Below are 23,631 nucleotides of genomic sequence, written 5' to 3' on the forward strand. Positions count from 1 at the left end.
CCGGCTGGCGGTCAGTCGACGACACCGGAGGTCAGGGCCACCAGCCCAGCAGGCTGCCACCGATCTTGACGATGAAGGCGCTGACGATGACGACGAAGACCGCGCGCACGAAGCCGCTCCCCTTGGCGACCGCGGTGCGCGCCCCGACGTAGCCGCCGAGCAGGTTGGCCGCGGCGATGACGACGCCGACCTTGAGGATGACGAGGCCCATCGGGGCGAAGATCGTCAGCGCACCGAGGTTGGTCGCGAAGTTCGCGATCTTGGCCTTGGCACTGGCCTCGAGGAAGTTGTAGCCGAGCAGCCCGACGAGCGCGAAGACGAGGAAGCTGCCGGTGCCGGGCCCGAGCGCCCCGTCGTAGGCCCCGATGACGAAGCCGGTCAGCATCGCGAGGACGGTGTGGCGGGCACCGTGGAACCGCCGGATCGACTCGGAGCCGAGGTCGGGCTTGAAGAGCGTGTAGGCCCCGACGAGGACGAGGAGCACGAGGATGATCGGGTTGAAGGCCGACTTCGGGATGTGCAGCCCGATGAGCGCGCCACCGATCGAGCCGACGTAGGCGACGGCGGCCATGGGCAGGGCGGTGCGCAGGTCGGGCCGGACCCGCCGGTAGAAGGTGATCGAGCTCGTCGCCGTGCCGAAGATCGAGCCGAACTTGTTCGTCGCGAGCAGCTGCGCCGGCGTGGCCCCCGGCATCCCGATGAGCAGCGCGGGCAGCTGGACGAGCCCTCCCCCGCCGACGACGGCGTCGATCCACCCGGCGACGAAGGCCGCTGCCGCGAGGAAGGCGAGGGTCGTGGTGGTCGGGTCGCTCACGCCCCTTCCGGCTCCTGGGCCTCGTGGTTCCAGAGGGCGACGATCCCCGCGACGTCGAGCAGCTCGTGGGCGACCGCGTCGGGGCGGGCCTCGACCGCCGTGCGCTGGCCCGCCGGGATGTCAGAGTGCGGCACGAGGATCGCGCGCATGCCGACCTGCTGCGGGCCGTGGACGTCCTCGAAGATCCGGTCGCCGACGTAGACCGCGCGCTCGGGTGCCACCCCGAGCGCATCGCACACGGCGCGGAACGCGTCCGGGTGCGGCTTCACGACGTGGATCTCGGACGAGTAGACGTCGGCGTCGAGCAGGTCGAGCACCCCGTCACGCTCGAAGACCTCCCGGTGGTAGTCGCGCGTCCAGATGGTGTTGGACAGCACACCGACCCGGATTCCCTTGCGCTGCAAAGACTCCCAGAGCGGGCGCACTTGCTCGTCCGTGTGGGTGTGCGGCTCCCAGAAGCGCTGGTATGCCGCGAGCGCCAAGTGGTGCCGGTCGTGCTCCGGGTCGACACCGGCCGCCTCGAGGATCGCCGCGATCGACGCACTCTCGTGCGTCTCCCGACCGCGTCGCCAGGCGTGCTCCTCCGCGTCGTGGATGCGCATCGCGAGCGAGTCGGCCTCGGCGAGGTCCTCGGCCGGCATGGCGGGGTCCTCGACGGGGAGCCCGTGCACGGTGCGAGCGAAGACCCGCCACTGCTGCGGGAGGTCCACCTCGTGCCAGGGGGTCAGCGTGCCACCCCAGTCGAAGACCACGGCCTCCACGGGGCGCCGGGAAGCCGTCACGAGCGCTCGATCTCGGCGGTGACCTCGGCGGTCAGGGCGGCCACGGCGTCGTCGACGGCGACCTCACGGCGCTCACCGGTGCGGCGGTCCTTGATCTCGACCTTGCCGTCGGCGAGGCCGCGACCGATGACGAGGATCGTCGGGACGCCGATGAGCTCGGAGTCCTTGAACTTGACACCGGGGCTGACGCCCTTGCGGTCGTCGACGAGGACGGTCAGGCCCTGCACCTCGAGCTCGCGGGCGATCTCCTCGGCCTTGACGAAGAGCGCCTCGTCCTTGCCGGCGGCCACGATGTGCACGTCGGCGGGCGCGAGCTCGCGCGGCCAGACGATGCCCGACTCGTCGTGGTTGCCCTCGACGACGCAGGCCACCGCGCGCGAGACGCCGACGCCGTAGGAGCCCATGACGACGGTGACGAGCTTGCCGTTCTGGTCGAGCACCTTGAGGTCGAGCGCCTCCGCGTACTTCGTGCCGAGCTGGAAGACGTGGCCCATCTCGATGCCGCGCGCCGTCGAGAGCGTGTGCTCGCAGTTCGGGCAGGGGTCACCGGCCCGCACCTCGGCGGCCTCGATGGTGCCGTCGGCCGTGAAGTCGCGGCCCGCGACGAGGTCAATGACGTGCTGACCGGCGACGTTGGCGCCGGTCACCCAGCGGGTGCCCTCGGCGACCCGGGGGTCGAGCAGGTAGCGGATGCCGCTCGTGCCCTCGAGCCCGAGAGCGCCGGGGCCGATGTAGCCCTTGACGAGCGCCTGGTTGGCGGCGAAGTCGGCCTCGGTGAAGGCCTCGACCTCGGCCGGCTCGACCTGGGCGCCGAGACGCTTCTCGTCGACCTCGCGGTCACCGGGCACGCCGATGGCGAGCGGCTCGCGGGTGCCGTCGGGCTGCACGAGCGTCACGACGACGTTCTTGAGCGTGTCGCCGGCCGCCCACGGACGGTCCTCGCGCGGGAAGCGCTCGTTGAGGTGGGCGACGAGCGTCTCGATCGTCGGGGTGTCCGGGGTGTCCTCGGCGTGCGCGGCGGGGACGCCGTCCCAGCCGACGGGGTCGGGCGCGGGCACGCGTACGGCCTCGACGTTGGCGGCATACCCGCAGCTCGTGCAGTGGACGTAGGTGTCCTCGCCTACCTCGGCGGTCGCGAGGAACTCCTCGCTCTTGCTGCCGCCCATGGCCCCGGCCATCGCCTCGACGATGACGTAGTGGAACCCGAGGCGGTCGAAGATGCGGACGTACGCCTCGCGGTGCAGCTGGTAGCTCTTGTCGAGCCCCGCGGCGTCGACGTCGAAGGAGTAGCTGTCCTTCATGACGAACTCGCGTCCGCGCAGCACGCCCGCCCGGGGGCGCGCCTCGTCGCGGTACTTCGTCTGGATCTGGTAGATCGAGAGCGGCAGGTCCTTGTAGGAGCTGTAGAGGTCCTTGACCGTGAGGGTGAACATCTCCTCGTGGGTCGGGCCGAGAAGGTGGTCGGCGCCCTTGCGGTCCTGGAGGCGGAAGATGTTGTCGCCGTACTCGGTCCAGCGTCCCGTGGCCTCGAAGGGCTCCTTGGGCAGCAGCGCCGGGAAGAGCAGCTCCTGGGCGCCGATGGCGTCCATCTCCTCGCGCACGATCCTCTCGACGTTGCGCAGCACGCGCAGGCCCAGCGGCAGCCACGTGTAGACGCCGGGGCTGACCCGGCGCACGTAGCCGGCGCGCACGAGCAGCCGGTGGCTCGGGACCTCTGCGTCCGCCGGGTCCTCGCGAAGGGTTCGCAGGAACAGGGACGACATGTGCAGGGCCACCGGGTCTCCTCTTGTGGTGCTGGGCGTGGTGCGGAACCTTGGAAGGATATCGGCCACCCGGCGCACCTGCCGGACGGTGCCGTAGGGTGCCGTCGGCCCGGGAATTGTCCGGTTGTTGTCCCGACCGGACAAGACGTGGTCACGGGGTTGACGACAGGCAGCACCGCGGGTTCAGTGACCCCTGCCGGATGACGATGTGAGCTTGTCCGGAGATCGTGACGTCCTTGTGACACCACGACGCGGTGTTCGGCCACGTGAGCACGAACCGTGAGGAACAATCGGGACGGGCGCGTGCGCCTCACGAACACCACAAAGGAGTGTTGACGACCAGATGAGCACCCCCTCCAACCCGGCTCCTGGATCATCGAGTGCCGAGACGGCCGGCGCGGCGCAGCCCGCCGCCCCGCCCGGCAGCATCATTCTCGAGATGCGGGAGATCACCAAGGAGTTCCCCGGCGTCAAGGCCCTCTCCGACGTCTCGATGGCGGTCCGTCGAGGAGAGGTCCACGCGATCTGCGGGGAGAACGGCGCCGGCAAGTCCACCCTCATGAAGGTCCTGTCGGGGGTGCACCCCGCCGGCACCTACGACGGTGAGATCCACTTCGAGGGCAAGCTGTGCGAGTTCAACAACATCCGCGACAGCGAGCACGCCGGCATCGTCATCATCCACCAGGAGCTCGCGCTCATCCCGGAGATGTCGATCGCCGAGAACATCTTCCTCGGCAACGAGACGGCCAAGGGCGGCGTCATCGACTGGCTGTCCACGCGCGTCAAGGCGCGTGAGCTGCTCGCCCGCGTCGGCCTCGAGGAGGAGCCGGACACCAAGATCCGCGACATCGGTGTCGGCAAGCAGCAGCTCGTCGAGATCGCCAAGGCGCTGTCCAAGGACGTCAAGCTGCTCATCCTCGACGAGCCGACCGCCGCGCTCAACGAGGGCGACTCGCAGCACCTCCTCGACCTCATCGCGGGCCTGCGCTCCAAGGGCGTGACCTGCATCATGATCAGCCACAAGCTAAACGAGATCGAGCAGATCGCGGACTCCATCACCATCATCCGCGACGGCAAGTCCATCGAGACGCTCCGCGTCAAGGAGGACGGCGTCGACGAGAACCGCATCATCCGCGGCATGGTCGGCCGCGACCTCGAGTCGCGCTTCCCCGACCACACCCCGGACATCGGCGAGGTGTTCTTCGAGGTCAAGAACTGGACCGTCCGGCACCCGAGCGTCCCGGACCGCCTCGTGGCCAAGCACAGCGACTTCTTCGTCCGCCGCGGCGAGATCGTCGGCTTCGCCGGCCTCATGGGCGCGGGACGCACCGAGCTCATGCGCAGCCTCTTCGGCCGGTCCTACGGCACGTACGTCGAGGGCACCATCATCAAGGACGGCAAGGAGCTGCGGCTGCGCACCGTCGCGGACGCCATCGACGCCGGCCTCGCGTACGTCACCGAGGACCGCAAGACGCTCGGCCTCAACCTCCTCGACGACATCAAGCGGACGACGGTCTCCGCCCGGCTCCAGCGCATCACGAAGGGCTTCGTCGTCGACGAGCGCGAGGAGTACAACTACGCCGAGTCCTACCGGAAGTCCTTGCGCACCAAGGCGCCCAACGTCGACGAGGGAGTCGGCAAGCTCTCCGGCGGCAACCAGCAGAAGGTCGTGCTCGCCAAGTGGCTCTTCACCGAGCCCGACCTGCTCATCCTCGACGAGCCGACGCGCGGCATCGACGTCGGTGCCAAGTTCGAGATCTACGGGATCATCCAGCGCATGGCGTCGGAGGGCAAGGGCGTCATCCTCGTCTCCTCCGAGCTGCCCGAGCTGATCGGCCTGTCCGACCGCATCTACACCATCGCCGAGGGCGCGGTCACCGGCGTGCTCTCCCGTGAGGAGGCGGACCAGGAGTCGCTGATGAGGCTCATGACCCGACGCACCCACGGCGGCTCCGCGGAGACCACTCCCACGTCCTCCCGCGAGAGCGCGTGAGCGGCGAGCCGGCCCCGACCACTCCCCCATCCACACTCCACACAGCCAGGACTGCACCCATGGACAAGGTCAAGAAGATCTTCGGTGGCGACACCCGTCAGCTCGGCATGATCTTCGCCCTCGTGGCGCTGATCATCTTCTTCCAGATCTGGACCGGTGGGCTCACGCTCACGCCGGACAACGTCATCAACATCTTCCAGCAGAACTCCTACATCCTCGTGCTCGCGATCGGCATGGTGCTCGTCATCATCGCCGGCCACATCGACCTCTCCGTCGGCTCCGTCGCGGCGTTCGTCGGGATCTGCGTGGCCATCGCGATGCGTGACTGGAACCTCAGCTGGTGGATGGGCATCCTCCTCGGGCTCGCCATCGGCGCGCTCGTCGGCGCGTGGCAGGGGCTCTGGACGGCCTACGTCGGGATCCCCGCCTTCATCGTGACGCTGTCGGGCATGCTGCTCTTCCGCGGCGCCAACCAGTACGTCGGCAAGTCGAACTCGGTGCCCGTGTCCGAGGACTTCCAGGTCATCGGTGGCGGCTACCTCCCCGAGATCGGGCCCAACACCGGCTACAACAACCTGACCGTCCTCATCGGCCTGCTCCTCGCCGTCGGCATCGTCGTCGGCGCCGTGCGCAGCCGCCGCGCGCTCGTCAAGCTCGGCGCCGAGGTCGAGGACGCGTGGATCATGTGGGTGCGCCTCGGGCTCATCTGCGCGGCGATCATCGGCGCCACGCTGCTCTTCGGCTCCGGCCGACCCGGCACGTCGTTCCCGATCTCCGGCATCATCCTCGCGGTCCTCGTCCTGCTCTACGGCTTCATCTCCAACCGCACCGTCATCGGCCGCCACATCTACGCCGTCGGTGGCAACCGGCACGCCGCGGAGCTGTCGGGCGTCAAGAGCAAGAAGGTCAACTTCCTCGTCATGATGAACATGTCGATCCTGGCGGCCCTCGCCGGCATGATCTTCGTGGCCCGCTCGACCGCCTCCGGCCCGTCCGACGGCGTCGGCTGGGAGCTCGACGCCATCGCGGCCGTCTTCATCGGCGGCGCCGCCGTCACCGGCGGTGTCGGCACCGTGGTCGGCTCCATCGTCGGAGGCCTCGTCATGGCCGTGCTCAACAACGGCCTGCAGCTGCAGGGCATCGGCGCCGACGCGACCCAGATGATCAAGGGCCTCGTGCTCCTCGTCGCCGTCGCGTTCGACGTCTACAACAAGTCGCAGGGGCGGGCCTCGCTCATCGGGATGATGATGCGCAACTTCCGTCGCGGCAACGACGACGACACCTCGGCCACGCCGCCGCCGTCGGCGGCCACCGAGACCTCGTCGGTGAGCGAGACCATCCGCCAGTCCAGCTGAATCCCCCGTGCCGGGACCCCGGTGGCCGACAGCCACCGGGGACGGCCCGGCACGACCCACCACAGACCCGGTCAGGGCGCCGCCCGTGACCGAGAAGGATCCGCGTTCGCCCGGACGCGACGAGAGGAAAGAGAGCACATGCGTACCTTCACCAAGGTGCTGGGCGTCACGGCTGTGGCTGCCCTTGCTTTGACCGGTTGCGGTCGGAGCAGCGACACCGGCACGACGCCGGGCGCATCCAACGGGGGATCCGCCGCAGCGGGCTTCCCGGCCGACTCGGTCATCGGCATCGCGCTGCCGCAGAAGACGTCGGAGAACTGGGTGCTCGCCGAGCAGCTGTTCAAGGACGGCCTGTCCGCAGCCGGCTTCAAGGGCGACGTGCAGTTCGCCAACGGCGGCGTGTCCGAGCAGCAGAACCAGATCTCGGCCATGGTCACCAAGGGCGCGAAGGTCATCGTCGTCGGCGCCATCGACGGCTCGCAGCTGGGCACCCAGCTCAAGGCCGCCAAGGACGCCGGCGCGACGGTCATCGCCTACGACCGCCTCGTGAAGAACACGGCGGCCGTCGACTACTACGTCGCCTACGACAACTTCAAGGTCGGCGAGCTGCAGGGCCAGGCCCTGCTCGACGGCATGGCCAAGAAGAAGGCCAACGGCCCGTACAACATCGAGCTCTTCGCCGGCTCGCCCGACGACGCGAACGCCCAGGTGTTCTTCGACGGCGCCATGAAGGTGCTCAAGCCGAAGATCGACGACGGCACCCTGAAGGTCGTCTCCGGCCAGAAGGACTTCAACCAGGTCGTCACGCAGGGCTGGAAGGCCGAGAACGCCCAGAAGCGCATGGACACGCTCCTGTCGGCGAACTACCAGAGCGCCGCGCTCGACGGCGTCCTGTCGCCCAACGACACCCTGGCCCGCGCGATCATCACGTCGGTCAAGGCGGCCGGCAAGCCCGTCCCGATCGTCACCGGTCAGGACTCCGAGGTCGAGTCTGTCAAGTCGATCATGGCCGGCGAGCAGTACTCCACGATCAACAAGGACACGCGCAACCTCGTCAAGGAGACCATCGCCATGGTCTCCGCCCTCCAGAAGGGCCAGGCCCCGACCGTCAACGACACCAAGTCCTACAACAACGGTGTCAAGGTCGTCCCGGCCAACCTGCTCCCCCCGGTCATCGTGACCAAGGAGAACGCAGCCGAGGCCTACGCGAACGACCCGACGCTGGCCCCGCTCACCAAGTGAGCTGAGCCCGCCGCGTCACCGCTCTCGGTGGAGGCCCGTCCCGTCAGGGGCGGGCCTTCGTCGTGTCCGGGCGCGCGTCCCACCGCTGGACACCGACCGCGCCGGGACCCCGACTCGGCGTAGCGTCGCGCCATGGCGGACGTCTATCTCCACGGGCACCATCCGAGCGTCCTCGCGTCTCACGGGGCGCGCACGGCCGCGGACTCCGCGGCCTATCTCCTCCCCCGCCTGCACGACGGCATGCACGTCCTCGACGTGGGCTGCGGGCCCGGCACGATCACGCTCGACCTCGCCGAGGCGGTCAGCCCGTCGGGTCGCGTCGTCGGCGTCGAGAACGTCGCCGGTCCGCTCGAGCACGCCCGCCGCAACGCCGCCGCCCGCGGCGACGTGCGCACGTCGTTCCAGCTCGCCGACGTCATGCGGCTTCCGTATGCCGACGCGTCCTTCGACGTCGTGCACGCGCACCAGGTGCTCCAGCACCTCACCGACCCGGTCGGCGCCCTTCGCGAGATGGCGCGCGTGACCCGGCCCAGAGGGCTCGTCGCCGTGCGCGACGTCGACTACGCCTCGATGGTGTGGCACCCGGCGTCCGACGGGATGACCCGATGGCTAGAGCTCTACCGACACCTCGCCAGGCTCAACCACGCCGAGCCGGACGCCGGTCGCCATCTCGTGGCCTGGGCACACGCCGCAGGGCTCACCCGGCTCACTCCGTCCGCGTCCTTGTGGACCTACGCGACGCCCGAGCAGTGCGCCTGGTGGGGCGGCACGTGGGCCCGCCGCACGCTCGAGTCGACCTTCGCCGCCCAGGCGGTGGACCACGGCCTCGTGACGGCCGACGACCTCGCGGCCATCAGCGCCGCGTGGCAGGACTGGTCGACACATCCCGACGCGTGGTTCGCCATGACCCACGCCGAGGTCGTGGCGCACGTCTGAACCGGACGAGGACCCTTGGGACGACAGGGAACCTGGTCGCGGTCAGCCGGTGGACTTTGCCAGAGTGGTCGTATGCCGCGTCCCTCCCACACGTTCACCCTCGTCACCGAGGCGGCCGTCGCCCGCAGCCGACTCGCCGGGCTCGTGGCCCGCGAGCCCGAGTCCCTCAGCGTCATCGCGAGCGTGACCGAGTCGCTCGTCGCGGAGCCCCACCGCTATGCGGGGCCGCGGTGGTGGGTGGTCGCGGACACGGCCGGCGAGGTCGTGGGCGCCTTCATGCACACGCCACCGCACCCGTTGCACGTCGCGCTGGCCACGCCGGATCAGGCCCGCGACCTGGCGGCGCTGCTCACGGCCGACGGAAGCACACTGCCCGGCGTGGGCGGTCTGCGCGAGCCGGCCGAGGCGTTCGCCGACGAGTGGACGGCCCGAACGGACGACACGGCGACGGTGACCATGCGGGTCGGTCGTTTCGACCTGCCGGAGCGTCCCCGGGTGCCTTTCGAGGTCGCCGGATCCTTCCGCGTCGCCACCGGTGCCGACTGCGCGCTCGTCGACGAGTGGCACCAGCAGTTCGTCGACGCCATCGAGGACGGTGGCCGCACCGTCGCGTCGCTGGTGCGGACCGTCGAGGCCGGGCGGGTGGGACTGTGGGAGCACGACGGCCGGACGGTCTCGATGGCGTATGCGTCGTCCCCGAGTGGGGGCGTGACCCGCATCTCCGGCGTCTGGACCCCTCGCGAGCTGCGCGGGCACGGCTACGCGAGCGCGGTCGTCGCCGCCCTGAGCATCGACCGGCAGGACGCGGGCGAGGCGTGCATGCTCTACACGGACCTCGCCAACCCGACCTCCAACGCGATCTACCGGGCGCTGGGCTACCGCCGGGTCGGCGAGGGTGTCACGATCGGGTTCGGCCGGGGCGGCCTCAGCGCATGACTCCCCCGGCGCGCAGGGCCGTCCGGATCATCGGCCACTGGAGCGGCAACCGCGCCACCGTGGCTGCGAGGTAGCCCTGCCGCTTGGCGTCGTCCGGCTTGCGGTCGAGGCGGCGCTTGGCCTGCCCCGTCATGGTGACGTTCGCAGGGAAGACGGCGACGAGGAGCGCCGCGGAGACGAGCCCGGCGACACGACGCGTACGAGGGACGAACAAGCCCACCGCACAAGCGATCTCGAGGGCACCCGACGCATACACCAGCGCGCGTCGCGACGGCAGCTGCTTCGGCACCATCGCCTCGAACGGCTCGGGCTTGACGAAGTGCATCGTGCCCGAGGTGAGGAAGAGTCCGGCCAGGGCGATGGCGTCCTTGCCGAGCGGGGCGTTGGTGGCGGTCTTCATGACCTCACCCTAGGCGGACGACCGCGGGCTAGAGCAGGACGGTCGTGAAGGCCCCGACCTCGTGGAAGCCGCACCGCGCGTAGGTGGCCCGGGCCGCGACGTTGAAGTCGTTGACGTAGAGCGAGACCTCGTCGGCCAGGCCCGACAGGCACTGCTCGACGACGCTCGCCATGGCAGGGACCGACAGGCCCTGTCCGCGCAGCCGGGGGTGCAGCCAGACCCCCTGCACCTGGGCGCAACCGAGCGCCAGGGAGCCGACGTCCGCCTTGAAGACGACCTCGCCGTCCTCGACCTTGACGAAGGTGTGTCCCGCCCGGATGAGCGATCCGATGCTCGCCCGGTAGCTGCGGTCGGAGCCGAAGTAGGGCGGGTAGCCGATCTCCTCGGTGAACATCGCGGCGGCCGCCGGGAGCACGAGGTCGACCTCGTCGAGACGCGCCGGACGCACGTCCGGGTCGAGGGTGAGGCCGAGGCCCGAGGGCAGCGTCCGCGTCGTCAGCAGGGGCTGGTGCGTGCGGATGGCCCTGACCGGGCCCCACGTCGGCCCCAGTCGGTCCCAGAGGCCCCTGACCTGCTCGCTGGGACCGAAGATCGAGGCGCACTGGCGCCGCATCCGACTGATCCGCGCCGCGACGGCGGCCACCCCGTCCTCGTCGAGCTCGACCGGGACGACGTTGGCGCTGACCCAGGCCAGACCCCGCAGCTCGCCGTCGGCCCAGTGGCCGAGGAGCGCGCCCGGGGACGTGCGCAGCGAGCCCTCGACGATGCGTGCCGCCACGAAGGCGTTGGCCACCCGGTCGCGCGCGCAGACCTCGAGCGCCGCATCGAGGTCGGCCGCCGACAGGGGGCGCACGGGGAGTCGTTGGCGGAGCACCTCCCAAGAGTGCCTTCCCACGGCCCGGGTGTCACCCCGGCGCGCCTCACGAACGCGTCACAGCGCTCCCGCGGGGCGCTCAGACACGGGTGTGCAGGACCGGACGGTCGAGGTCGGTGTTGTCGAGCACCCAGGTCGCGCGGCCGCGCGGGTCGGCCGCCTCGAGGTAGAGGCGTTGCCCGCCGACGTAGCGCCGGTTCTCAGGCGCCTCGGGGTCGGCGTCGTGGCCGTCGCCGAACCGTGCGTTGCCGCGTGGCACGGACACCGCGAAGGGCACGTCGACCCACACGGCTGCGTCCCACACGTCCACCAGCTCCGGCCGCTGGAGGAAGATCCCGTCGACGAGCAGCACCGTGTCCGCCCCGACCGCAACCGGTTCGGGGTGCACGGGGCGGTCGGCCTCCACGTCGTTGACGGCCGGGGTGACCGGCTCGCCGCGGCCGAACGGGTCGAGGACGGCCCGGCGGAACGCGACGTAGTCGTACGAGTCCTCGTAGAAGCTCTCGGGTCCCCGGCCACGGGCGATGCGCTCGGCCCTCGGCCGGTGGAACCCGTCGATCGAGACGCGCAGCACGTCGCGCGCGCCGTCCACGGCGCCGATCACCTCGGCCAGCTGGTCGGCCAGGACGGTCTTGCCGGCGCCGTCGAAACCGTCGACGGCCACGGCCACGCGCTCCCCCGGCCGTAGCGCGACGACACGCTCGGCGAGGTCGCGCAGGACGGCATACCGGAGTGACGTGCCAGGCCCTCGCGAGCTCGGGCGTGGCTCGTCCCCGGCTCCACTCCCCGTCGCGGGGACGGGCGTGCGCACGTCAGCTGACGGTGACGCTGGGGGCGCCGGCCGACTCCTCGTCGATCGGCTCGCCCATCTCCTCGGCGAGGCGCATGGCCTCCTCGATGAGGGTCTCGACGATCTGGGCCTCGGGCACGGTCTTGATGACCTCTCCCTTGACGAAGATCTGGCCCTTGCCGTTGCCGGAGGCCACGCCGAGGTCGGCCTCGCGGGCCTCGCCCGGACCGTTGACGACGCAGCCCATGACGGCGACGCGCAGCGGCACGGTCATGCCCTCGAGTCCGGCGGTGACCTGGTCGGCGAGGGTGTAGACATCGACCTGCGCGCGGCCGCACGAGGGGCACGAGACGATCTCGAGCTTGCGCGGTCGCAGGTTGAGGCTCTGCAGGATCTGGATGCCGACCTTGACCTCCTCGACCGGCGGGGCGCTCAGCGAGACGCGGATCGTGTCGCCGATGCCGCGCGAGAGCAGCGCGCCGAAGGCGGTCGCCGACTTGATGGTGCCCTGGAAGGCGGGACCGGCCTCGGTGACGCCGAGGTGCAGGGGCCAGTCGCCGCGCTCGGCGAGGAGCTCGTAGGCGCGCACCATGATGACCGGGTCGTTGTGCTTGACCGAGATCTTGAAGTCGTGGAAGTCGTGCTCCTCGAAGAGGCTCGCCTCCCAGACGGCCGACTCGACGAGCGCCTCGGGCGTCGCCTTGCCGTACTTCTCCATGATCCGCTTGTCGAGGCTGCCGGCATTGACGCCGATGCGGATCGAGACGCCGGCGTCCTTGGCCTCGCGCGCGATCTGCTTGACCTGGTCGTCGAACTGGCGGATGTTGCCGGGGTTGACGCGCACGGCCGCGCAGCCGGCCTCGATGGCCGCGTAGACGTACTTCGGCTGGAAGTGGATGTCGGCGATGACCGGGATCTGGCTCTTGCGCGCGATCGCCGGGAGGGCGTCGGCGTCGTCCTGGCTCGGGCACGCGACGCGCACGATGTCGCAGCCGCTCGCGGTGAGCTCGGCGATCTGCTGGAGCGTCGCGTTGATGTCGGTGGTAGGCGTCGTCGTCATCGACTGCACCGACACCGGGAAGTCGCTGCCGACCCCGACCTTGCCGACCTGGATCTGACGGGTCTGGCGCCGCGGGGCGAGGACCGGCGGGGGCAGGGGCGGCATACCGAGGGAGACGCTCATGTCGCCATTATGTCCCGCCCCGGTGATGGCTCGTACCCTCGGGCGGGCTCAGCCGAAGAGCTTGATCGGCTTGACGATGTCGGCGTAGATGAGCAGCACCGACATGGTGATGAGCACGAGGCTCATGCCGTAGGCGATGGGCAGGCCCTTGGCGACGTCGACGAAGCCGGGGTCGGGGCGGTGACGGAGGCGGGCCCAGCCCTTCTTGACCCACTCCCACATCGCGCCGGCCACGTGCCCGCCGTCGAGCGGCAGCAGCGGGACGAGGTTGAAGACGAAGAGCGCGAGGTTGAGCGAGGCGATGAGCAGGATCAGCTGCGCGAGCTTGACCCAGTTGCCGCCCTCGTCCGCCGGGATGTCGAGAGCCGCGACCTCACCGCCGATGCGGCCGACGCCGACGACCGAGATGGGACCGTTGGGGTCGCGCGCCTCGGAGCCGAAGGCGGCCTGGACGACGCCGGTCATCTTCTCGGGGATCTTGACGATGATCGAGGCGGTGTCGACGACGCGGTCCCAGACGAAGCCGGGAGCCTGGGTGATCGGGGTGCGGACGAGCTCCTGGCCGGGCGTGATGCCGGCGAAGCCCATCGAGGCCAGGACCGGCTTGCCGTCCTTGGCGACGGGGTTGCCCTGGTCGTCGTAGGTGGCCCGGTCGATGACGGCGGGGGTGATCGAGATCGACACCTTCTGGTCACCGCGCTGGACCACCCACGTCATGGTGCGGCCCTTGCTGTCGCGGATGGCCGCGGTCACCTGGTCCCACGTGCTGATGGCCCTGCCGTCGACGGAGACGATGCGGTCGCGCTCCTGCAGACCGGCGGCCTTGGCCGGCGCGACGGGGTCGCCGGCCTTGCACTGCGGCTGCGGGACCTGGACGGTCGGTGCGGTCGTCGGCACGCACGCGGAGAGGGCCCCGACCTTGGGGGCGACCTGCGGCAGGCCGTAGAGCGTGATGACGCCGGTGATGAGCACGAAGCCGATGAGCAGGTTCATGAGGGGCCCGCCCATCATGATGACGATCTTCTTGCCGGGGCTCAGCTTGTAGAAGACGCGGTCCTCGTCGCCGGGCTTGACCTCCTCCATCGAGTCGGCGCGGGCCTGGTCGACCATCTGGCTGAATCGGCCCGTCGAGAGGGTGCGCAGCTCACCGGGCTTGTCACCGGGTCGCGGCGGCAGCATGCCGATCATGCGGACGTAGCCGCCGAGCGGGATGGCCTTGATGCCGTACTCGGTCTCGCCCCGCTTGCGAGACCAGACCGTGGGGCCGAAGCCGACCATGTACTGGGTCACCTTGACCCCGAACTTCTTGGCCGGCACGAGGTGGCCGATCTCGTGCAGCGCGATGCTCAGCGCCACGCCGATGACGACGACCAGGACCCCTAGGAAGAACAGCACCCCCTCATTGTCACATCGACTTCCTGTGAACCCGATTCGATGTATCCCCGCGGCCTCTGGGCTCCGGTGATACATCGAACGGCGGGGCATCCACAGCCCCTCTCGTCGGGCTGGGGTTGTCCACCGCCAAGGGTCTGCCCCGGACCGGAGGCCACGACCACCTTCATGGTGACTCGGTGGAGAGAAACGCACGTCGCCGTCTGGCCGCACAGCTCGCCGAGCCCTCGGACGGGGTCGTCTCGAGACGGACGCTCGCCGCGGCAGGGATCACGCGTCACGACATCGGCTACGAGGTGGATGGCGGACGGTGGCGTCTGCACGGGCGCCAGACGGTGGCGGTCCACAACGGGCCGCTCGGTGTCGTGGCCCGGCGATGGGAGGCCGTCATCGAGACGGGAAGCGCCATCGCGGCGATCGACGGCGTGACCGCCCTGCAGCACGCCGGACTCACCGGCTACGCGGATGACGAGATCCACGTGTCGGCAGTCCACAACCACAACACGGACCGGCTTCCGGGCCTCACGATGCACAAGGTGATCCGACGCGTGTCCGGCGAGCTCATCCCCGGCGGCTTGCCCCGCACCCGCCCCGAGGTGGCGGCGATCCGAGCCGCCCACTGGGCGAGGTCGGACCGGCAAGCGGCCCTGGTCCTCCTCATGACCGTCCAGCAGCGGCTGACGACTCCCGCTCGGCTTGCAGCCGCGCAACGCGTCGTCCGCGGGCGCACGCGCCGCTCGTTCATCCGGGCCGTCGTGCGTGACATCGCCTTCGGTGTGCAGAGCCTCGGAGAGCTCGACTTCGCTCGACTGTGCCGGTCCCGCGGCCTTCCGGAGCCGTCGCGGCAGGTCGTGCGCCAGACACCCGGAGGCCGGATCTACCTCGACGTCGCCTGGGACGGCTACGACCTCGTCGTCGAGATCGACGGGGCTCAGCACCGTTGGGGCACCGCCGTGACCTTCGACAACCTGCGGCAGAACGACGTCACGCTCTCCGGGGATCGCGTCCTCCGGATCGACGTCATCGGTCTCCGTCTCGAGACCGACCGGTTCCTCGACCAGGTCGAGCGCGGCCTGCTCTACCGTCGCGCTGCGTGAATGGCTCTCCGGACTCCGGACCGCCGGTTCGATGTATCACCGAGGCTTCTGGGCCTCGCTGATACATCGACCCGGCGGGTCAGTCGGTGGTGGGGATGGTGCGCTCGGCGGCGCTCCTGGCCCAGGTGTCGGCCGCGAGGACGTCGTCGAGGGTCAGGTCGCGCACCTGCGAGGCCGGCTCTGCGGCATACGAGTCCACGACCGCGGCCACCGTGTCGACGATGTCGACGAAGCCGATGCGGCCCTCGTGGAAGGCGTCGACGGCGACCTCGTTGGCGGCGTTGTAGACAGCCGGCCACGTGCCGCCCGCCTCCCCCACCCTGCGGGCCAGCGCGACCGCCGGGAAGGCGGCGTCGTCGAGCGGCTCGAACTCCCAGCTCTGCGCCCTGGTCCAGTCGACGGGCACGTCGGCGTCGGCGATCCGCTCGGGCCAGCTCATCCCGAGGGCGATCGGCACGAGCATCCGTGGCGGTCCGGCCTGCGCGATGGTCGACCCGTCGACGAACTCGACCATCGAGTGGATCATCTGCTGCGGGTGCACGACGACGTCGATGCGCTCGAACGGGATGTCGAAGAGCAGGTGTGCCTCGATGACCTCCAGACCCTTGTTGACGAGCGTCGCCGAGTTCGTCGTGATGACGCGGCCCATCGAGAAGTTGGGGTGCGCGAGCGCCTGCTCGGGCGTGACGCCGGCGAGCTCGGCTCGCGAGCGCCCGCGGAACGGCCCGCCGCTGGCAGTCACGACGAGCCGTCGCACCTCCTCGGCGCGGCCCCCGCGCAGGCACTGGGCGATGGCGGAGTGCTCGCTGTCGACGGGCACGATCTGCCCGGGCGCCGCGAGCGCCTTGACGAGCGGGCCGCCGATGATGAGCGACTCCTTGTTGGCGAGCGCCAGGGTCGTCCCGGCCCGCAGGGCCGCGAGCGTCGGCTCGAGCCCGATCGCACCGGTGATGCCGTTGACGACGACGTCGGCGTCCCGGGCGGCCAGCGTCGAGCTCGCGTCGGGGCCGACGAGCAGCTCGGGGTCGTATGCCGTGACGCCGGCCGCGTCGGCCGCGCGCGCGAGCGCTGCGGCGAGGTCGTCCGGCGTCCCGCTCGCCACGGCCACGACGGGAACTCGGAGGGCGACGGCCTGCTCGGCGACGAGGTCGAGGTTGCCGCCGGCCGAGATCCCGACGACCTCGAAGCGGTCGCGGTTGCGGTGCACGAGGTCGAGGGCCTGCGTGCCGATCGAGCCGGTCGATCCGAGCAGGACGATGCGGCGGGGACGGGCCGGGGTGTCAGTCACCCCGGCATTGTCGCGCAGGTGGCGTCCGGCGCCTCAGGTGGTCACTCCCCGGGCCTTCAGCAGCTCGTCGCGCTTGAAGGCGTAGGCGACGGCCCACGTCATGCGCAGGCGGTACATCCGGATGTCGTCGCCCCAGCTGAAGGGGCTGCTGCCGTAGTGGGCGGTCCAGTGCGCGTCGACCTCGTCCCGCTCCGGACCCGGCTCGATGAGCTCGGCCCGGCCATGGCTGAAGAGCGCCAGGTCCTCGCCGTCGACGTGGGCGACGCTGACCGCGGGCCGCGCCGCGAGGTGCTTGGCCTTGGCCGAGCTCCCGGAGGTGCCGAACGTCCACGTGCCGTGGAGGAAGTGGCCGTCGAGGGCGCTGATGCGCGGCTCGCCGGCCGCGGTGACGGTGGCGACGGACAGCACCTTCATGCCGGTCAGCAGCGCGACGAGCTGCTCGGCGGTCAGGGTGCGGTCGTCGTCGATGATGCTGCGCAGGTGGCCCGTCGCGCGCTCGCGGGAGGCGTCGAGCAGGGCCTGCAGGGCGGCGGTCTCGTCAGGTGTCTCGAGCATCCTTCGACGCTAGCGCCGAGCGCCGACAGTGGACCTGATCGCCCGTGCGCCATCGACGGGCGTCACCACCAGCTGGCGTCGGCTGCCGTGGAGAAGCCGTCCTCGCCCCAGGTGAGCCACGAGCCGACGTCGTAGCCCGCTGCCGGGGCAGCGACGTGCGGTGGCGGCAGCAGCACGCTCGACGGCAGCGACGCCGGCCCCGCCACAGGTGTCGACGCGAGCGCGGACCCAGCGGCCGCGACGTCGGCCGGGACCTCCCCGGGCAGGCGCACCGGCTCGCCTGACGGAGGCGGCAGGTCCGGGACGGTCCCCGGGGGCAGGAAGCCGGTCGCAGGATCACGCTGCGGCTCGACGCCGGCCTCGGCGAGGTTCTTGACGACCGCGAGCCGCGTCCGCATCAGCGCGGCCATCCCGGACGCGTCGACGACACGGCCGGGGCCCGCCGGCAGCCAGCCGGTGAACGTCTCGGTCAGACGGGCGCCGAGCTCGCACGGCTCGATCGTCGTGACGACGTCGGCCTCGTGCGACGACGTCAGGTCGCGCTCGACGGAGCGTGCGGGCGGTGTCGCCTCGACGACGAGCGACACCGAGGCCGCGCGCCGTCCGTCGTCGCGGCGGTGGACCGCGAGCACGTGCTCGCGGCCGGGCTCGTCGGCGAGCTCGGTGCGCAGGAGCTGCTCGAGCGAGGGCTTGAGCAGCTGCTCCGACGAGGGCTGGCCGAGCAGCTCCCACAGGCGTTCCGGGGTCGTGGCGATGTCGATCGACGCCGTCTCGTGCACGGGCGCGACGCCCGGGCCGCCCGCCGTCGCGACGCCGTGACCGACGAAGCCGCTCGCCATGGCGGTGTCCACCGGCTCGTCCGACGCGGGGTCCCGGGTCCTGCCGCGCGAGGTGCCCTCGACGTCCGCCTTGAGGCCGAGCAGGGCACGCGCCATCCAGGCCCGGGCGAACTCCGCCACGGGATCCGCAGGCGCGACGCCGTCCAGCTGCTGGGCGACGACGCACCCGCCGTCGAGGGGCTCGAGCGTCGTCGTCAGGACGAGGGCGACCGCTCCGTCGGCCGCCTGGGACACGACCCGCTTCCCGTGCTCGACGTCGACGACGGTGCTGAGACCAGCCCAGAGGCGCCCGTTCGACCGCCGCCAGACGCCGGCGAACTCCGGCAGCCCGGCCCGACCGGTGGCCGGCAGGGCCACGACCCGGACGCAGTCCACCCCGAGCTCCGCGCCCGGGCGGGGCGCCACGAGGTGCGGCCAGACGTCCGCGGGCGGGCGCTCGATGAAGACGCGGTGACCGACGTCGTGCACCACGACGGCCGGGGCGGGCTCGTCACGACGACCACCCCGGTCCCCGAAGAGGCCGCGCAGAAGGCTCACGCCCGGCAGTCTCCCCCCAGCGAGACTGGCTCGTCAGCGGATTCGTCGCATTCCCTCGGGCATGATGAGGGGCGTGAAGACGCTCGGCTCGCGTCAGGTCCTGCTCGGCGTCCTCGCCGTGGCCCTCGTCGTGCTCGCGTGGGTGGTCGTCCGCGCCACGCAGGCCCCGTCGACGACCGCCACGACAGACGGACCTCGCACGAGCGCGACGGACACCCGCACGCCCGGCCGCCAGGGCACCGACCCGGTCTCGGGGTTGCCGTGGGTGGCCGAGTCGGCGCTCCCGCGACAGGCTGCCGACACCCTCGCCCTGATCCGGGCCGGCGGCCCGTTCCCCTTTCCCCGCAGCGACAACCAGATCTTCGACAACCGGGAACGTCTGCTGCCGAGGCAGACTCGCGGCTACTACCGCGAGTTCACCGTCGTGACACCGGGATCCGAGGACCGCGGCGCCCGACGCATCATCACCGGCAGTGCCGGGGAGAAGTACTGGACCGCCGACCACTACGCGTCGTTCAGCCGGATCAGGGAGGGCACGTGACGACGTTCCTGGGCAGGCACAGCGAGGCCGACGACCACCTCGAGCAGCTGCGGTGGCTGGGGCACGACGTGCGCGTCGTGTCCGGCGGCCACGACAAGGCGAGCGTGCTCGAGGCCTTCGCGACCGGCCTCGAGCTGCCCGACTGGTTCGGGCACAACTGGGACGCCCTCGTCGACGCGCTGCGCGACCTCGACAGCCGGCGCGGCGTGCCGATCGAGCTCGTCTGGGACCACGCGGCCGACCTGCGCGAGCAGGACCGAGACGCCTACGACACGGTCGTCGAGATCCTCGAGCAGGTCGCCGACGAGCGCGACGACCTCAACGTCACGGTCGTGACCCGCTGAGGCGCACGGGCGCGTATGCCGTCACGTGACCACCCGCACGACCGCGCAGAGTCGCTCGCGCGGCCACACGGCATATGCCGTCGGGTGGTCAGGAGACGAAGACCCGGTCGTCGATGAGGCGCTCGGTGACCTGCTGGCCCTCGGTGTGGAACCGGCCGTGCTCGAAGTCCTTGGCGAACTCGAGCTCGACGTGGGCCTTGCCGTGGCGGTTCTTCTCGATGCTGACGACCGACCATCCGCGGAACCGGTCGATGTTGCCGAGGTTGTAGACGAGGTGCTCGCGCGAGACGACGTCGACCTTGTCGTTGACGATGAGGACGACGTCGGCCTCGAAGGCCAGGGCCGAGGAGCCACGCAGGTCGTGGGTGCGCATCCGGTGCCCGGCGGCGAGGGCGTCCTTGTCGGCGGCCGAGATGGCGACGACCGGCACGCGCGCGGCCAGGGCGAGGTCCTTCAGGCCCTCCGCGGCGGCGGTGATGCGCTCGTCCTCGCCCGGACGGTCGACGGGCAGCTTCTGGATGTAGTCGAGCAGCACGAAGGGCGCCTGCCCCGTCGTCTCCGTGACACGGTCGACCGTCGCGCGGATCTGCTCGAGCGTCGTGGTCGCGCCCGACGACTCGTGGATCTGGAGGCGGTCGCGGTAGCCCACGAGCGTCGCGAGCGCCCGTGACCCTCCCGGCAGGCCGCCGAGCACCGCGTCGAGCGAGTCGCCGTGGTCGGCGGTCTCGAGCGCGCGGCGCACGTCGATGACCCCCGCGACCTCGCCGGGGTCGCCCTCGGCGGCCTCCATCGAGATGAGCCGCTCGAGCAGGGTGTGGCTCTCGTGCTCGTAGGAGAAGACCAGCGCGCTGGCCCCGGCAGCGACGACGTTGCGGGCGAACTGCATCCCGATCGTCGTCTTGCCGTGGCCGGCCGGGCCACCGAGCAGGACGAGCTCGCCCGAGCGCAGGCCCCCGGTGAGCACGGTGTCGAGCGCCGGGAAGCCCGTCGACCAGACCCGCGCGCCCGCAGGCGCCCCGCGCCTCAGCACGTCGTCCGTCTCGCTGAGAAGGGCGTCGAGCGGGCGCAGGGCTCCGGCGTCACGCGGACCGGCTGGTGTCACCATGCGCAGATTGGACCACAGCGCGACAGGGCGTCGGGGCGGTTCGGCGAATGTCCGGACGTCAGAGGGCGATGCCGACGTACTTCGTCTCGAGGTACTCGTCGATGCCCTCGAATCCGCCCTCGCGCCCGACCCCGGAGGCCTTGACGCCGCCGAAGGGAGCTGCGGGGTTGGAGACGATGCCCTGGTTGACGCCGACCATGCCGTACTCGAGCGCCTCGCTCATCGTGATGGCGCGCGAGAGGTCCTGGGTGAACAGGTAGGCCACGAGGCCGTACTCGGTGTCGTTGGCCAGGCGGATCGCCTCGGCGTCGGTGCGGAACGTCGTGACCGGGGCGACCGGACCGAAGATCTCCTCGCGGGCCATGTCGGCGTCGTCGGGGACGTCCGCGAGCACGGTCGGCTCGTAGAACCAGCCCGCGCCGTCGGGCACCTTGCCACCCACGAGGACCTTGGCGCCCTTGGAGACGGCGTCGTCGACGAGCGCCGAGACCTTGTCGCGGGCCTTCTCGTCGACGAGCGGGCCGACGTCGACACCGTCCTTGGTGCCCTTGCCGAGGGTCAGCGCCCCCATCCGGCGGGCCAGCTTGGCGCTGAACTCGTCAGCGAGCGACTCGTGGACGTAGAAGCGGTTGGCGGCCGTGCAGGCCTCGCCCATGTTGCGCATCTTGGCGAGCATGGCGCCCTCGACGGCCTTGTCGACGTCGGCGTCCTCGAAGACGAGGAACGGGGCGTTGCCGCCGAGCTCCATCGAGACCCGCAGGATGCCCTGCGACGCCTGCTCCATGAGCGAACGGCCCACGGGCGTCGAGCCGGTGAAGGTCAGCTTGCGCAGGCGCGGGTCGCGGATGAGCGGCTCCATGACGTCGCCGGTGGTGCCGTGCGTCGTCATCACGACGTTGAGCACGCCGTCGGGCAGGCCGCACTCGCGCAGCAGCTCGGCGAGGGCGAGCATCGTCAGGGGCGTCTGGCTCGCGGGCTTGACGACCATGGTGCAACCGGCCGCGATGGCAGGGCCGATCTTGCGGGTGCCCATCGCGAGCGGGAAGTTCCACGGCGTGATCATCAGCGTCGGGCCGACGGGCTGCTTCATCGTCATGAGGCGGGTCGCGCCGTTGGGGGCCGTCGACCAGCGGCCCGAGATGCGCACGGCCTCCTCGGAGAACCAGCGGAAGAACTCGGCGCCGTAGGCGACCTCGCCGCGGCTCTCGGCGAGCGTCTTGCCCATCTCGAGCGTCATGAGCATCGCGAACTCGTCCGCGCGCTCGGTGATCTTCTCGTATGCCGCCCGCAGCAGCTCGCCACGGTCGCGCGGGGCCGTGCGGGCCCAGTCCGCCTGCGCCGCCACCGCGGCGTCGAGCGCGGCCCGTCCGTCGGCGACGGACGCCGCCGCGACGTGGGTCAGCACCTTGCCGCTCGACGGGTCGTCGACCGCGATGGTCTGACCCTCGCTGCCGTCGCGCCACTGCCCACCGATGAGCAGGCCCTTGGGCACTGCGTCGATCACTGACTTCTGTGTCACCGCTGCCATGCCTGAAACCCTATTCCTGTCGTGGTGGTGTTCGTCGCCGCCCCGGGGGACGCGTGGTCAGCGCGCACCCTCAGCCCTCGCCCTCAGCGCTCGTCGAGGCCCCACGGGGAGCCGTAGCCCTCCGGCTTGGCCGCGGCGAGCAGGTCGAGGAAGGGCACGGCATCGAAGGCCTCGGGGCCGAGGACGCCGACGCCCTTCCACGTGCCGCGGGCGAGCAGCTCGAGCGCGACGACCGGGTTGATCGCCGTCTGCCAGACGACGCACTGGGCGTCGTAGGCGCGCATCGTGTCGGCGTTGTCGACGACGTGGTAGAGGTACGTCCGGCGCGGCTGACCGTCCTTGCCGGTGCCCGTGACGAAGAGGCCGGCACACGTCTTGCCGGTCATCCGCGGGCCGATGGTCGCCGGGTCGGGCAGCGCCGCCGCCACGACGTCGCGCGGCGAGACCTGCAGGCCCTTGACCGTGATCGGCTCGGTGCGGTCGAGGCCCAGGGCGTTGAGGACCTTGAGGATGGTGATGAACTCGTCGCCGAGGCCGTACTTGAAGGTGACCCTCCTGGCGTCGACCCAGCGCGGCATGAGGAGGACCTCCTCGTGCTCGACGTTGACGCACTCGACCGGCCCGATGCCTTCCGGGAAGTCGAAGACCTCCGGCTCGCTGAACGGCGCGGTGGTGAACCAGCCGCGGTCCTTCTCCCAGACGACCGGCGGGTTGAGGCACTCCTCGATCGTCGTCCACATCGAGAAGCTCGGCGCGAAGACCTCGTTGCCGAGCTCGTCGTGCACGACGAGGTTGGCCCCGTCGCGGGTGCCGAGCTCGTCGATCTCGGAGAAGAGGTGGTCGGCGGCGTAGCGGGCGAAGACGTCGGACAGGCCGGGCTCGACGCCGATGCCGACGAGCGCGAGCCGGCCGTCGGCCTCCCACTCCCCCGCCACCGCGAACTGCTCGTCGCCGAGCTTGACCCCGGTGACGGCATACGGCTGTTCGGGATGACGCTGCGACAGGCTCATCGCCATGTCGAGGTAGTCGGCCCTGGCAGCCTTGGCCCCGTCGAAGACCGACATGGTGAACTTCGGGTCGACGGCGTTGAAGACGTGCGTCGCGCCGTGCTCGAGGGCCAGCGCCGTCACCGCCTCGGCCGACGAGGCGTCGACCTGGGCCGCGACGAAGCGCGACTCACCCGGCCGGCGCCCGGTGACGGCCGCGACGGTGCGCTCGGCACGCGCGACGTCGTAGTCGGCGACGACCCAGCGGTCGAAGAAGTCTCGCTCGGACGCGATGCGCGCGGCGGCGTCACCGACTCCACCGGAGCCGATCATGAGGACACGCATGGAGCT

The 23,631-nt window shown here is 70.9% G+C and carries 22 protein-coding genes; 8 read left to right on the forward strand and 14 right to left on the reverse strand.

Annotated elements, in window-relative coordinates:
• Positions 1–31: 31 nt before the first annotated feature.
• From U5C87_RS18740 to U5C87_RS18750, 3 genes are read right to left on the reverse strand one after another with little or no spacing between them, the layout of a single operon-like run.
• Complete coding sequence (locus U5C87_RS18740) at positions 32–814, reverse strand: TSUP family transporter (RefSeq protein WP_030146598.1); 783 nt, start codon at positions 812–814, stop codon at positions 32–34.
• The gene (locus U5C87_RS18745; RefSeq protein ID WP_330473991.1) at positions 811–1,596 is read right to left on the reverse strand and encodes an HAD family hydrolase; all 786 of its coding nucleotides are present in this window, start codon (positions 1,594–1,596) and stop codon (positions 811–813) included. Before U5C87_RS18745 ends, U5C87_RS18740 begins: the two co-directional genes overlap by 4 nt.
• The gene (locus tag U5C87_RS18750) at positions 1,593–3,371 is read right to left on the reverse strand and encodes a proline--tRNA ligase (protein WP_330473992.1); all 1,779 of its coding nucleotides are present in this window, start codon (positions 3,369–3,371) and stop codon (positions 1,593–1,595) included. The genes U5C87_RS18745 and U5C87_RS18750 overlap by 4 nt, the downstream gene beginning before the upstream one ends.
• A 427-nt stretch (positions 3,372–3,798) precedes the next feature.
• Between U5C87_RS18750 and mmsA the strand changes: the two genes are divergently transcribed.
• The 5 genes from mmsA to U5C87_RS18775 all read left to right on the forward strand — a co-directional run bounded on the left by mmsA (position 3,799) and on the right by U5C87_RS18775 (position 9,821).
• Complete coding sequence (gene mmsA / locus U5C87_RS18755) at positions 3,799–5,352, forward strand: multiple monosaccharide ABC transporter ATP-binding protein (RefSeq protein ID WP_052358279.1); 1,554 nt, start codon at positions 3,799–3,801, stop codon at positions 5,350–5,352.
• A gap of 59 nt (positions 5,353–5,411) precedes the next feature.
• Entirely contained in the window at positions 5,412–6,707 is a 1,296-nt protein-coding gene (gene mmsB, locus U5C87_RS18760) for a multiple monosaccharide ABC transporter permease (protein WP_030146602.1), read from the forward strand.
• Positions 6,708–6,845: 138 nt separating this feature from the next.
• The gene (locus U5C87_RS18765; RefSeq protein WP_330473993.1) at positions 6,846–7,949 is read left to right on the forward strand and encodes a sugar-binding protein; all 1,104 of its coding nucleotides are present in this window, start codon (positions 6,846–6,848) and stop codon (positions 7,947–7,949) included.
• A 132-nt stretch (positions 7,950–8,081) separates the two neighbouring features.
• Positions 8,082–8,885, forward strand: coding sequence for a methyltransferase domain-containing protein (locus U5C87_RS18770; RefSeq protein ID WP_330473994.1), 804 nt, complete (start codon positions 8,082–8,084; stop codon positions 8,883–8,885).
• Positions 8,886–8,957: 72 nt separating this feature from the next.
• Positions 8,958–9,821 (forward strand): GNAT family N-acetyltransferase, encoded by an 864-nt coding sequence (locus tag U5C87_RS18775; RefSeq protein WP_330473995.1) that lies wholly within the window; start codon positions 8,958–8,960, stop codon positions 9,819–9,821.
• Here the strand turns inward: U5C87_RS18775 and U5C87_RS18780 are convergent.
• The 5 genes from U5C87_RS18780 to U5C87_RS18800 all read right to left on the reverse strand — a co-directional run bounded on the left by U5C87_RS18780 (position 9,811) and on the right by U5C87_RS18800 (position 14,463).
• A complete protein-coding gene (locus U5C87_RS18780; protein ID WP_330473996.1) occupies positions 9,811–10,221 on the reverse strand; it encodes a DoxX family protein in 411 nt (136 codons plus the stop codon). The genes U5C87_RS18775 and U5C87_RS18780 overlap by 11 nt on opposite strands.
• Positions 10,222–10,249: 28 nt before the next feature.
• On the reverse strand, positions 10,250–11,074 hold the full coding sequence (locus U5C87_RS18785; protein WP_330473997.1) for a GNAT family N-acetyltransferase: 825 nt from the start codon (positions 11,072–11,074) through the stop codon (positions 10,250–10,252).
• A 100-nt stretch (positions 11,075–11,174) separates the two neighbouring features.
• Complete coding sequence (locus tag U5C87_RS18790; protein WP_330473998.1) at positions 11,175–11,906, reverse strand: uridine kinase; 732 nt, start codon at positions 11,904–11,906, stop codon at positions 11,175–11,177.
• A gap of 1 nt (position 11,907) precedes the next feature.
• Complete coding sequence (gene ispG, locus U5C87_RS18795; protein ID WP_030146609.1) at positions 11,908–13,068, reverse strand: flavodoxin-dependent (E)-4-hydroxy-3-methylbut-2-enyl-diphosphate synthase; 1,161 nt, start codon at positions 13,066–13,068, stop codon at positions 11,908–11,910.
• A gap of 48 nt (positions 13,069–13,116) precedes the next feature.
• Positions 13,117–14,463 (reverse strand): M50 family metallopeptidase, encoded by a 1,347-nt coding sequence (locus U5C87_RS18800; RefSeq protein WP_330473999.1) that lies wholly within the window; start codon positions 14,461–14,463, stop codon positions 13,117–13,119.
• 176 nt (positions 14,464–14,639) lie between these two features.
• On the opposite strand from U5C87_RS18800, the gene U5C87_RS18805 reads away from it, so the two are divergent.
• Positions 14,640–15,557 carry a hypothetical protein gene (locus tag U5C87_RS18805; RefSeq protein WP_330474000.1) on the forward strand — a complete coding sequence of 306 codons (918 nt, stop codon included), beginning with the start codon at positions 14,640–14,642 and terminating at the stop codon, positions 15,555–15,557.
• A gap of 79 nt (positions 15,558–15,636) precedes the next feature.
• Here U5C87_RS18805 and dxr read toward each other — a convergent pair whose 3' ends face one another.
• From dxr to U5C87_RS18820, 3 genes are all read right to left on the reverse strand, one after another.
• Positions 15,637–16,845 carry a 1-deoxy-D-xylulose-5-phosphate reductoisomerase gene (gene dxr, locus U5C87_RS18810; protein WP_330474001.1) on the reverse strand — a complete coding sequence of 403 codons (1,209 nt, stop codon included), beginning with the start codon at positions 16,843–16,845 and terminating at the stop codon, positions 15,637–15,639.
• Between the two features lie 33 nt (positions 16,846–16,878).
• A complete protein-coding gene (locus tag U5C87_RS18815; RefSeq protein WP_330474002.1) occupies positions 16,879–17,400 on the reverse strand; it encodes a pyridoxamine 5'-phosphate oxidase family protein in 522 nt (173 codons plus the stop codon).
• A 62-nt stretch (positions 17,401–17,462) separates the two neighbouring features.
• Positions 17,463–18,776 carry a hypothetical protein gene (locus U5C87_RS18820; protein ID WP_330474003.1) on the reverse strand — a complete coding sequence of 438 codons (1,314 nt, stop codon included), beginning with the start codon at positions 18,774–18,776 and terminating at the stop codon, positions 17,463–17,465.
• Positions 18,777–18,840: 64 nt separating this feature from the next.
• Here U5C87_RS18820 and U5C87_RS18825 point away from each other — a divergent pair, with 64 nt between their 5' ends.
• Together U5C87_RS18825 and U5C87_RS18830 are read left to right on the forward strand one after the other, a co-directional pair.
• Complete coding sequence (locus U5C87_RS18825) at positions 18,841–19,317, forward strand: ribonuclease domain-containing protein (protein ID WP_330476716.1); 477 nt, start codon at positions 18,841–18,843, stop codon at positions 19,315–19,317.
• The gene (locus U5C87_RS18830; protein WP_330474004.1) at positions 19,314–19,661 is read left to right on the forward strand and encodes a barstar family protein; all 348 of its coding nucleotides are present in this window, start codon (positions 19,314–19,316) and stop codon (positions 19,659–19,661) included. The genes U5C87_RS18825 and U5C87_RS18830 overlap by 4 nt, the downstream gene beginning before the upstream one ends.
• A gap of 88 nt (positions 19,662–19,749) precedes the next feature.
• Here U5C87_RS18830 and U5C87_RS18835 read toward each other — a convergent pair whose 3' ends face one another.
• The 3 genes from U5C87_RS18835 to U5C87_RS18845 all read right to left on the reverse strand — a co-directional run bounded on the left by U5C87_RS18835 (position 19,750) and on the right by U5C87_RS18845 (position 23,625).
• Positions 19,750–20,766 (reverse strand): DnaB-like helicase C-terminal domain-containing protein, encoded by a 1,017-nt coding sequence (locus U5C87_RS18835; protein ID WP_330474005.1) that lies wholly within the window; start codon positions 20,764–20,766, stop codon positions 19,750–19,752.
• Between the two features lie 58 nt (positions 20,767–20,824).
• A complete protein-coding gene (locus tag U5C87_RS18840) occupies positions 20,825–22,294 on the reverse strand; it encodes an NAD-dependent succinate-semialdehyde dehydrogenase (protein ID WP_330474006.1) in 1,470 nt (489 codons plus the stop codon).
• An 83-nt stretch (positions 22,295–22,377) separates the two neighbouring features.
• Positions 22,378–23,625: a saccharopine dehydrogenase family protein gene (locus tag U5C87_RS18845; RefSeq protein ID WP_330474007.1), complete on the reverse strand. Its 1,248-nt coding sequence runs from the start codon at positions 23,623–23,625 to the stop codon at positions 22,378–22,380.
• Between the last annotated feature and the right edge of the window lie 6 nt (positions 23,626–23,631).

Origin of the sequence: Terrabacter sp. C0L_2 (genome assembly GCF_036352015.1) — a bacterium.
GTDB classification, from domain to species: Bacteria; Actinomycetota; Actinomycetes; order Actinomycetales; family Dermatophilaceae; genus Terrabacter; species Terrabacter tumescens.

Coding starts and splice junctions, on each gene's coding strand:
- mmsA (WP_052358279.1), top strand. CDS start 3,799: ATGCGGGAGATCACCAAGGAGTTCCCCGGCGTCAAGGCCCTCTCCGAC.
- mmsB (WP_030146602.1), top strand. CDS start 5,412: ATGGACAAGGTCAAGAAGATCTTCGGTGGCGACACCCGTCAGCTCGGC.
- U5C87_RS18765 (WP_330473993.1), top strand. CDS start 6,846: ATGCGTACCTTCACCAAGGTGCTGGGCGTCACGGCTGTGGCTGCCCTT.
- U5C87_RS18770 (WP_330473994.1), top strand. CDS start 8,082: ATGGCGGACGTCTATCTCCACGGGCACCATCCGAGCGTCCTCGCGTCT.
- U5C87_RS18775 (WP_330473995.1), top strand. CDS start 8,958: ATGCCGCGTCCCTCCCACACGTTCACCCTCGTCACCGAGGCGGCCGTC.
- U5C87_RS18780 (WP_330473996.1), bottom strand. CDS start 10,221: ATGAAGACCGCCACCAACGCCCCGCTCGGCAAGGACGCCATCGCCCTG.
- ispG (WP_030146609.1), bottom strand. CDS start 13,068: ATGAGCGTCTCCCTCGGTATGCCGCCCCTGCCCCCGCCGGTCCTCGCC.
- U5C87_RS18815 (WP_330474002.1), bottom strand. CDS start 17,400: ATGCTCGAGACACCTGACGAGACCGCCGCCCTGCAGGCCCTGCTCGAC.
- U5C87_RS18825 (WP_330476716.1), top strand. CDS start 18,841: ATGAGGGGCGTGAAGACGCTCGGCTCGCGTCAGGTCCTGCTCGGCGTC.
- U5C87_RS18835 (WP_330474005.1), bottom strand. CDS start 20,766: ATGGTGACACCAGCCGGTCCGCGTGACGCCGGAGCCCTGCGCCCGCTC.
- U5C87_RS18840 (WP_330474006.1), bottom strand. CDS start 22,294: ATGGCAGCGGTGACACAGAAGTCAGTGATCGACGCAGTGCCCAAGGGC.
- U5C87_RS18845 (WP_330474007.1), bottom strand. CDS start 23,625: ATGCGTGTCCTCATGATCGGCTCCGGTGGAGTCGGTGACGCCGCCGCG.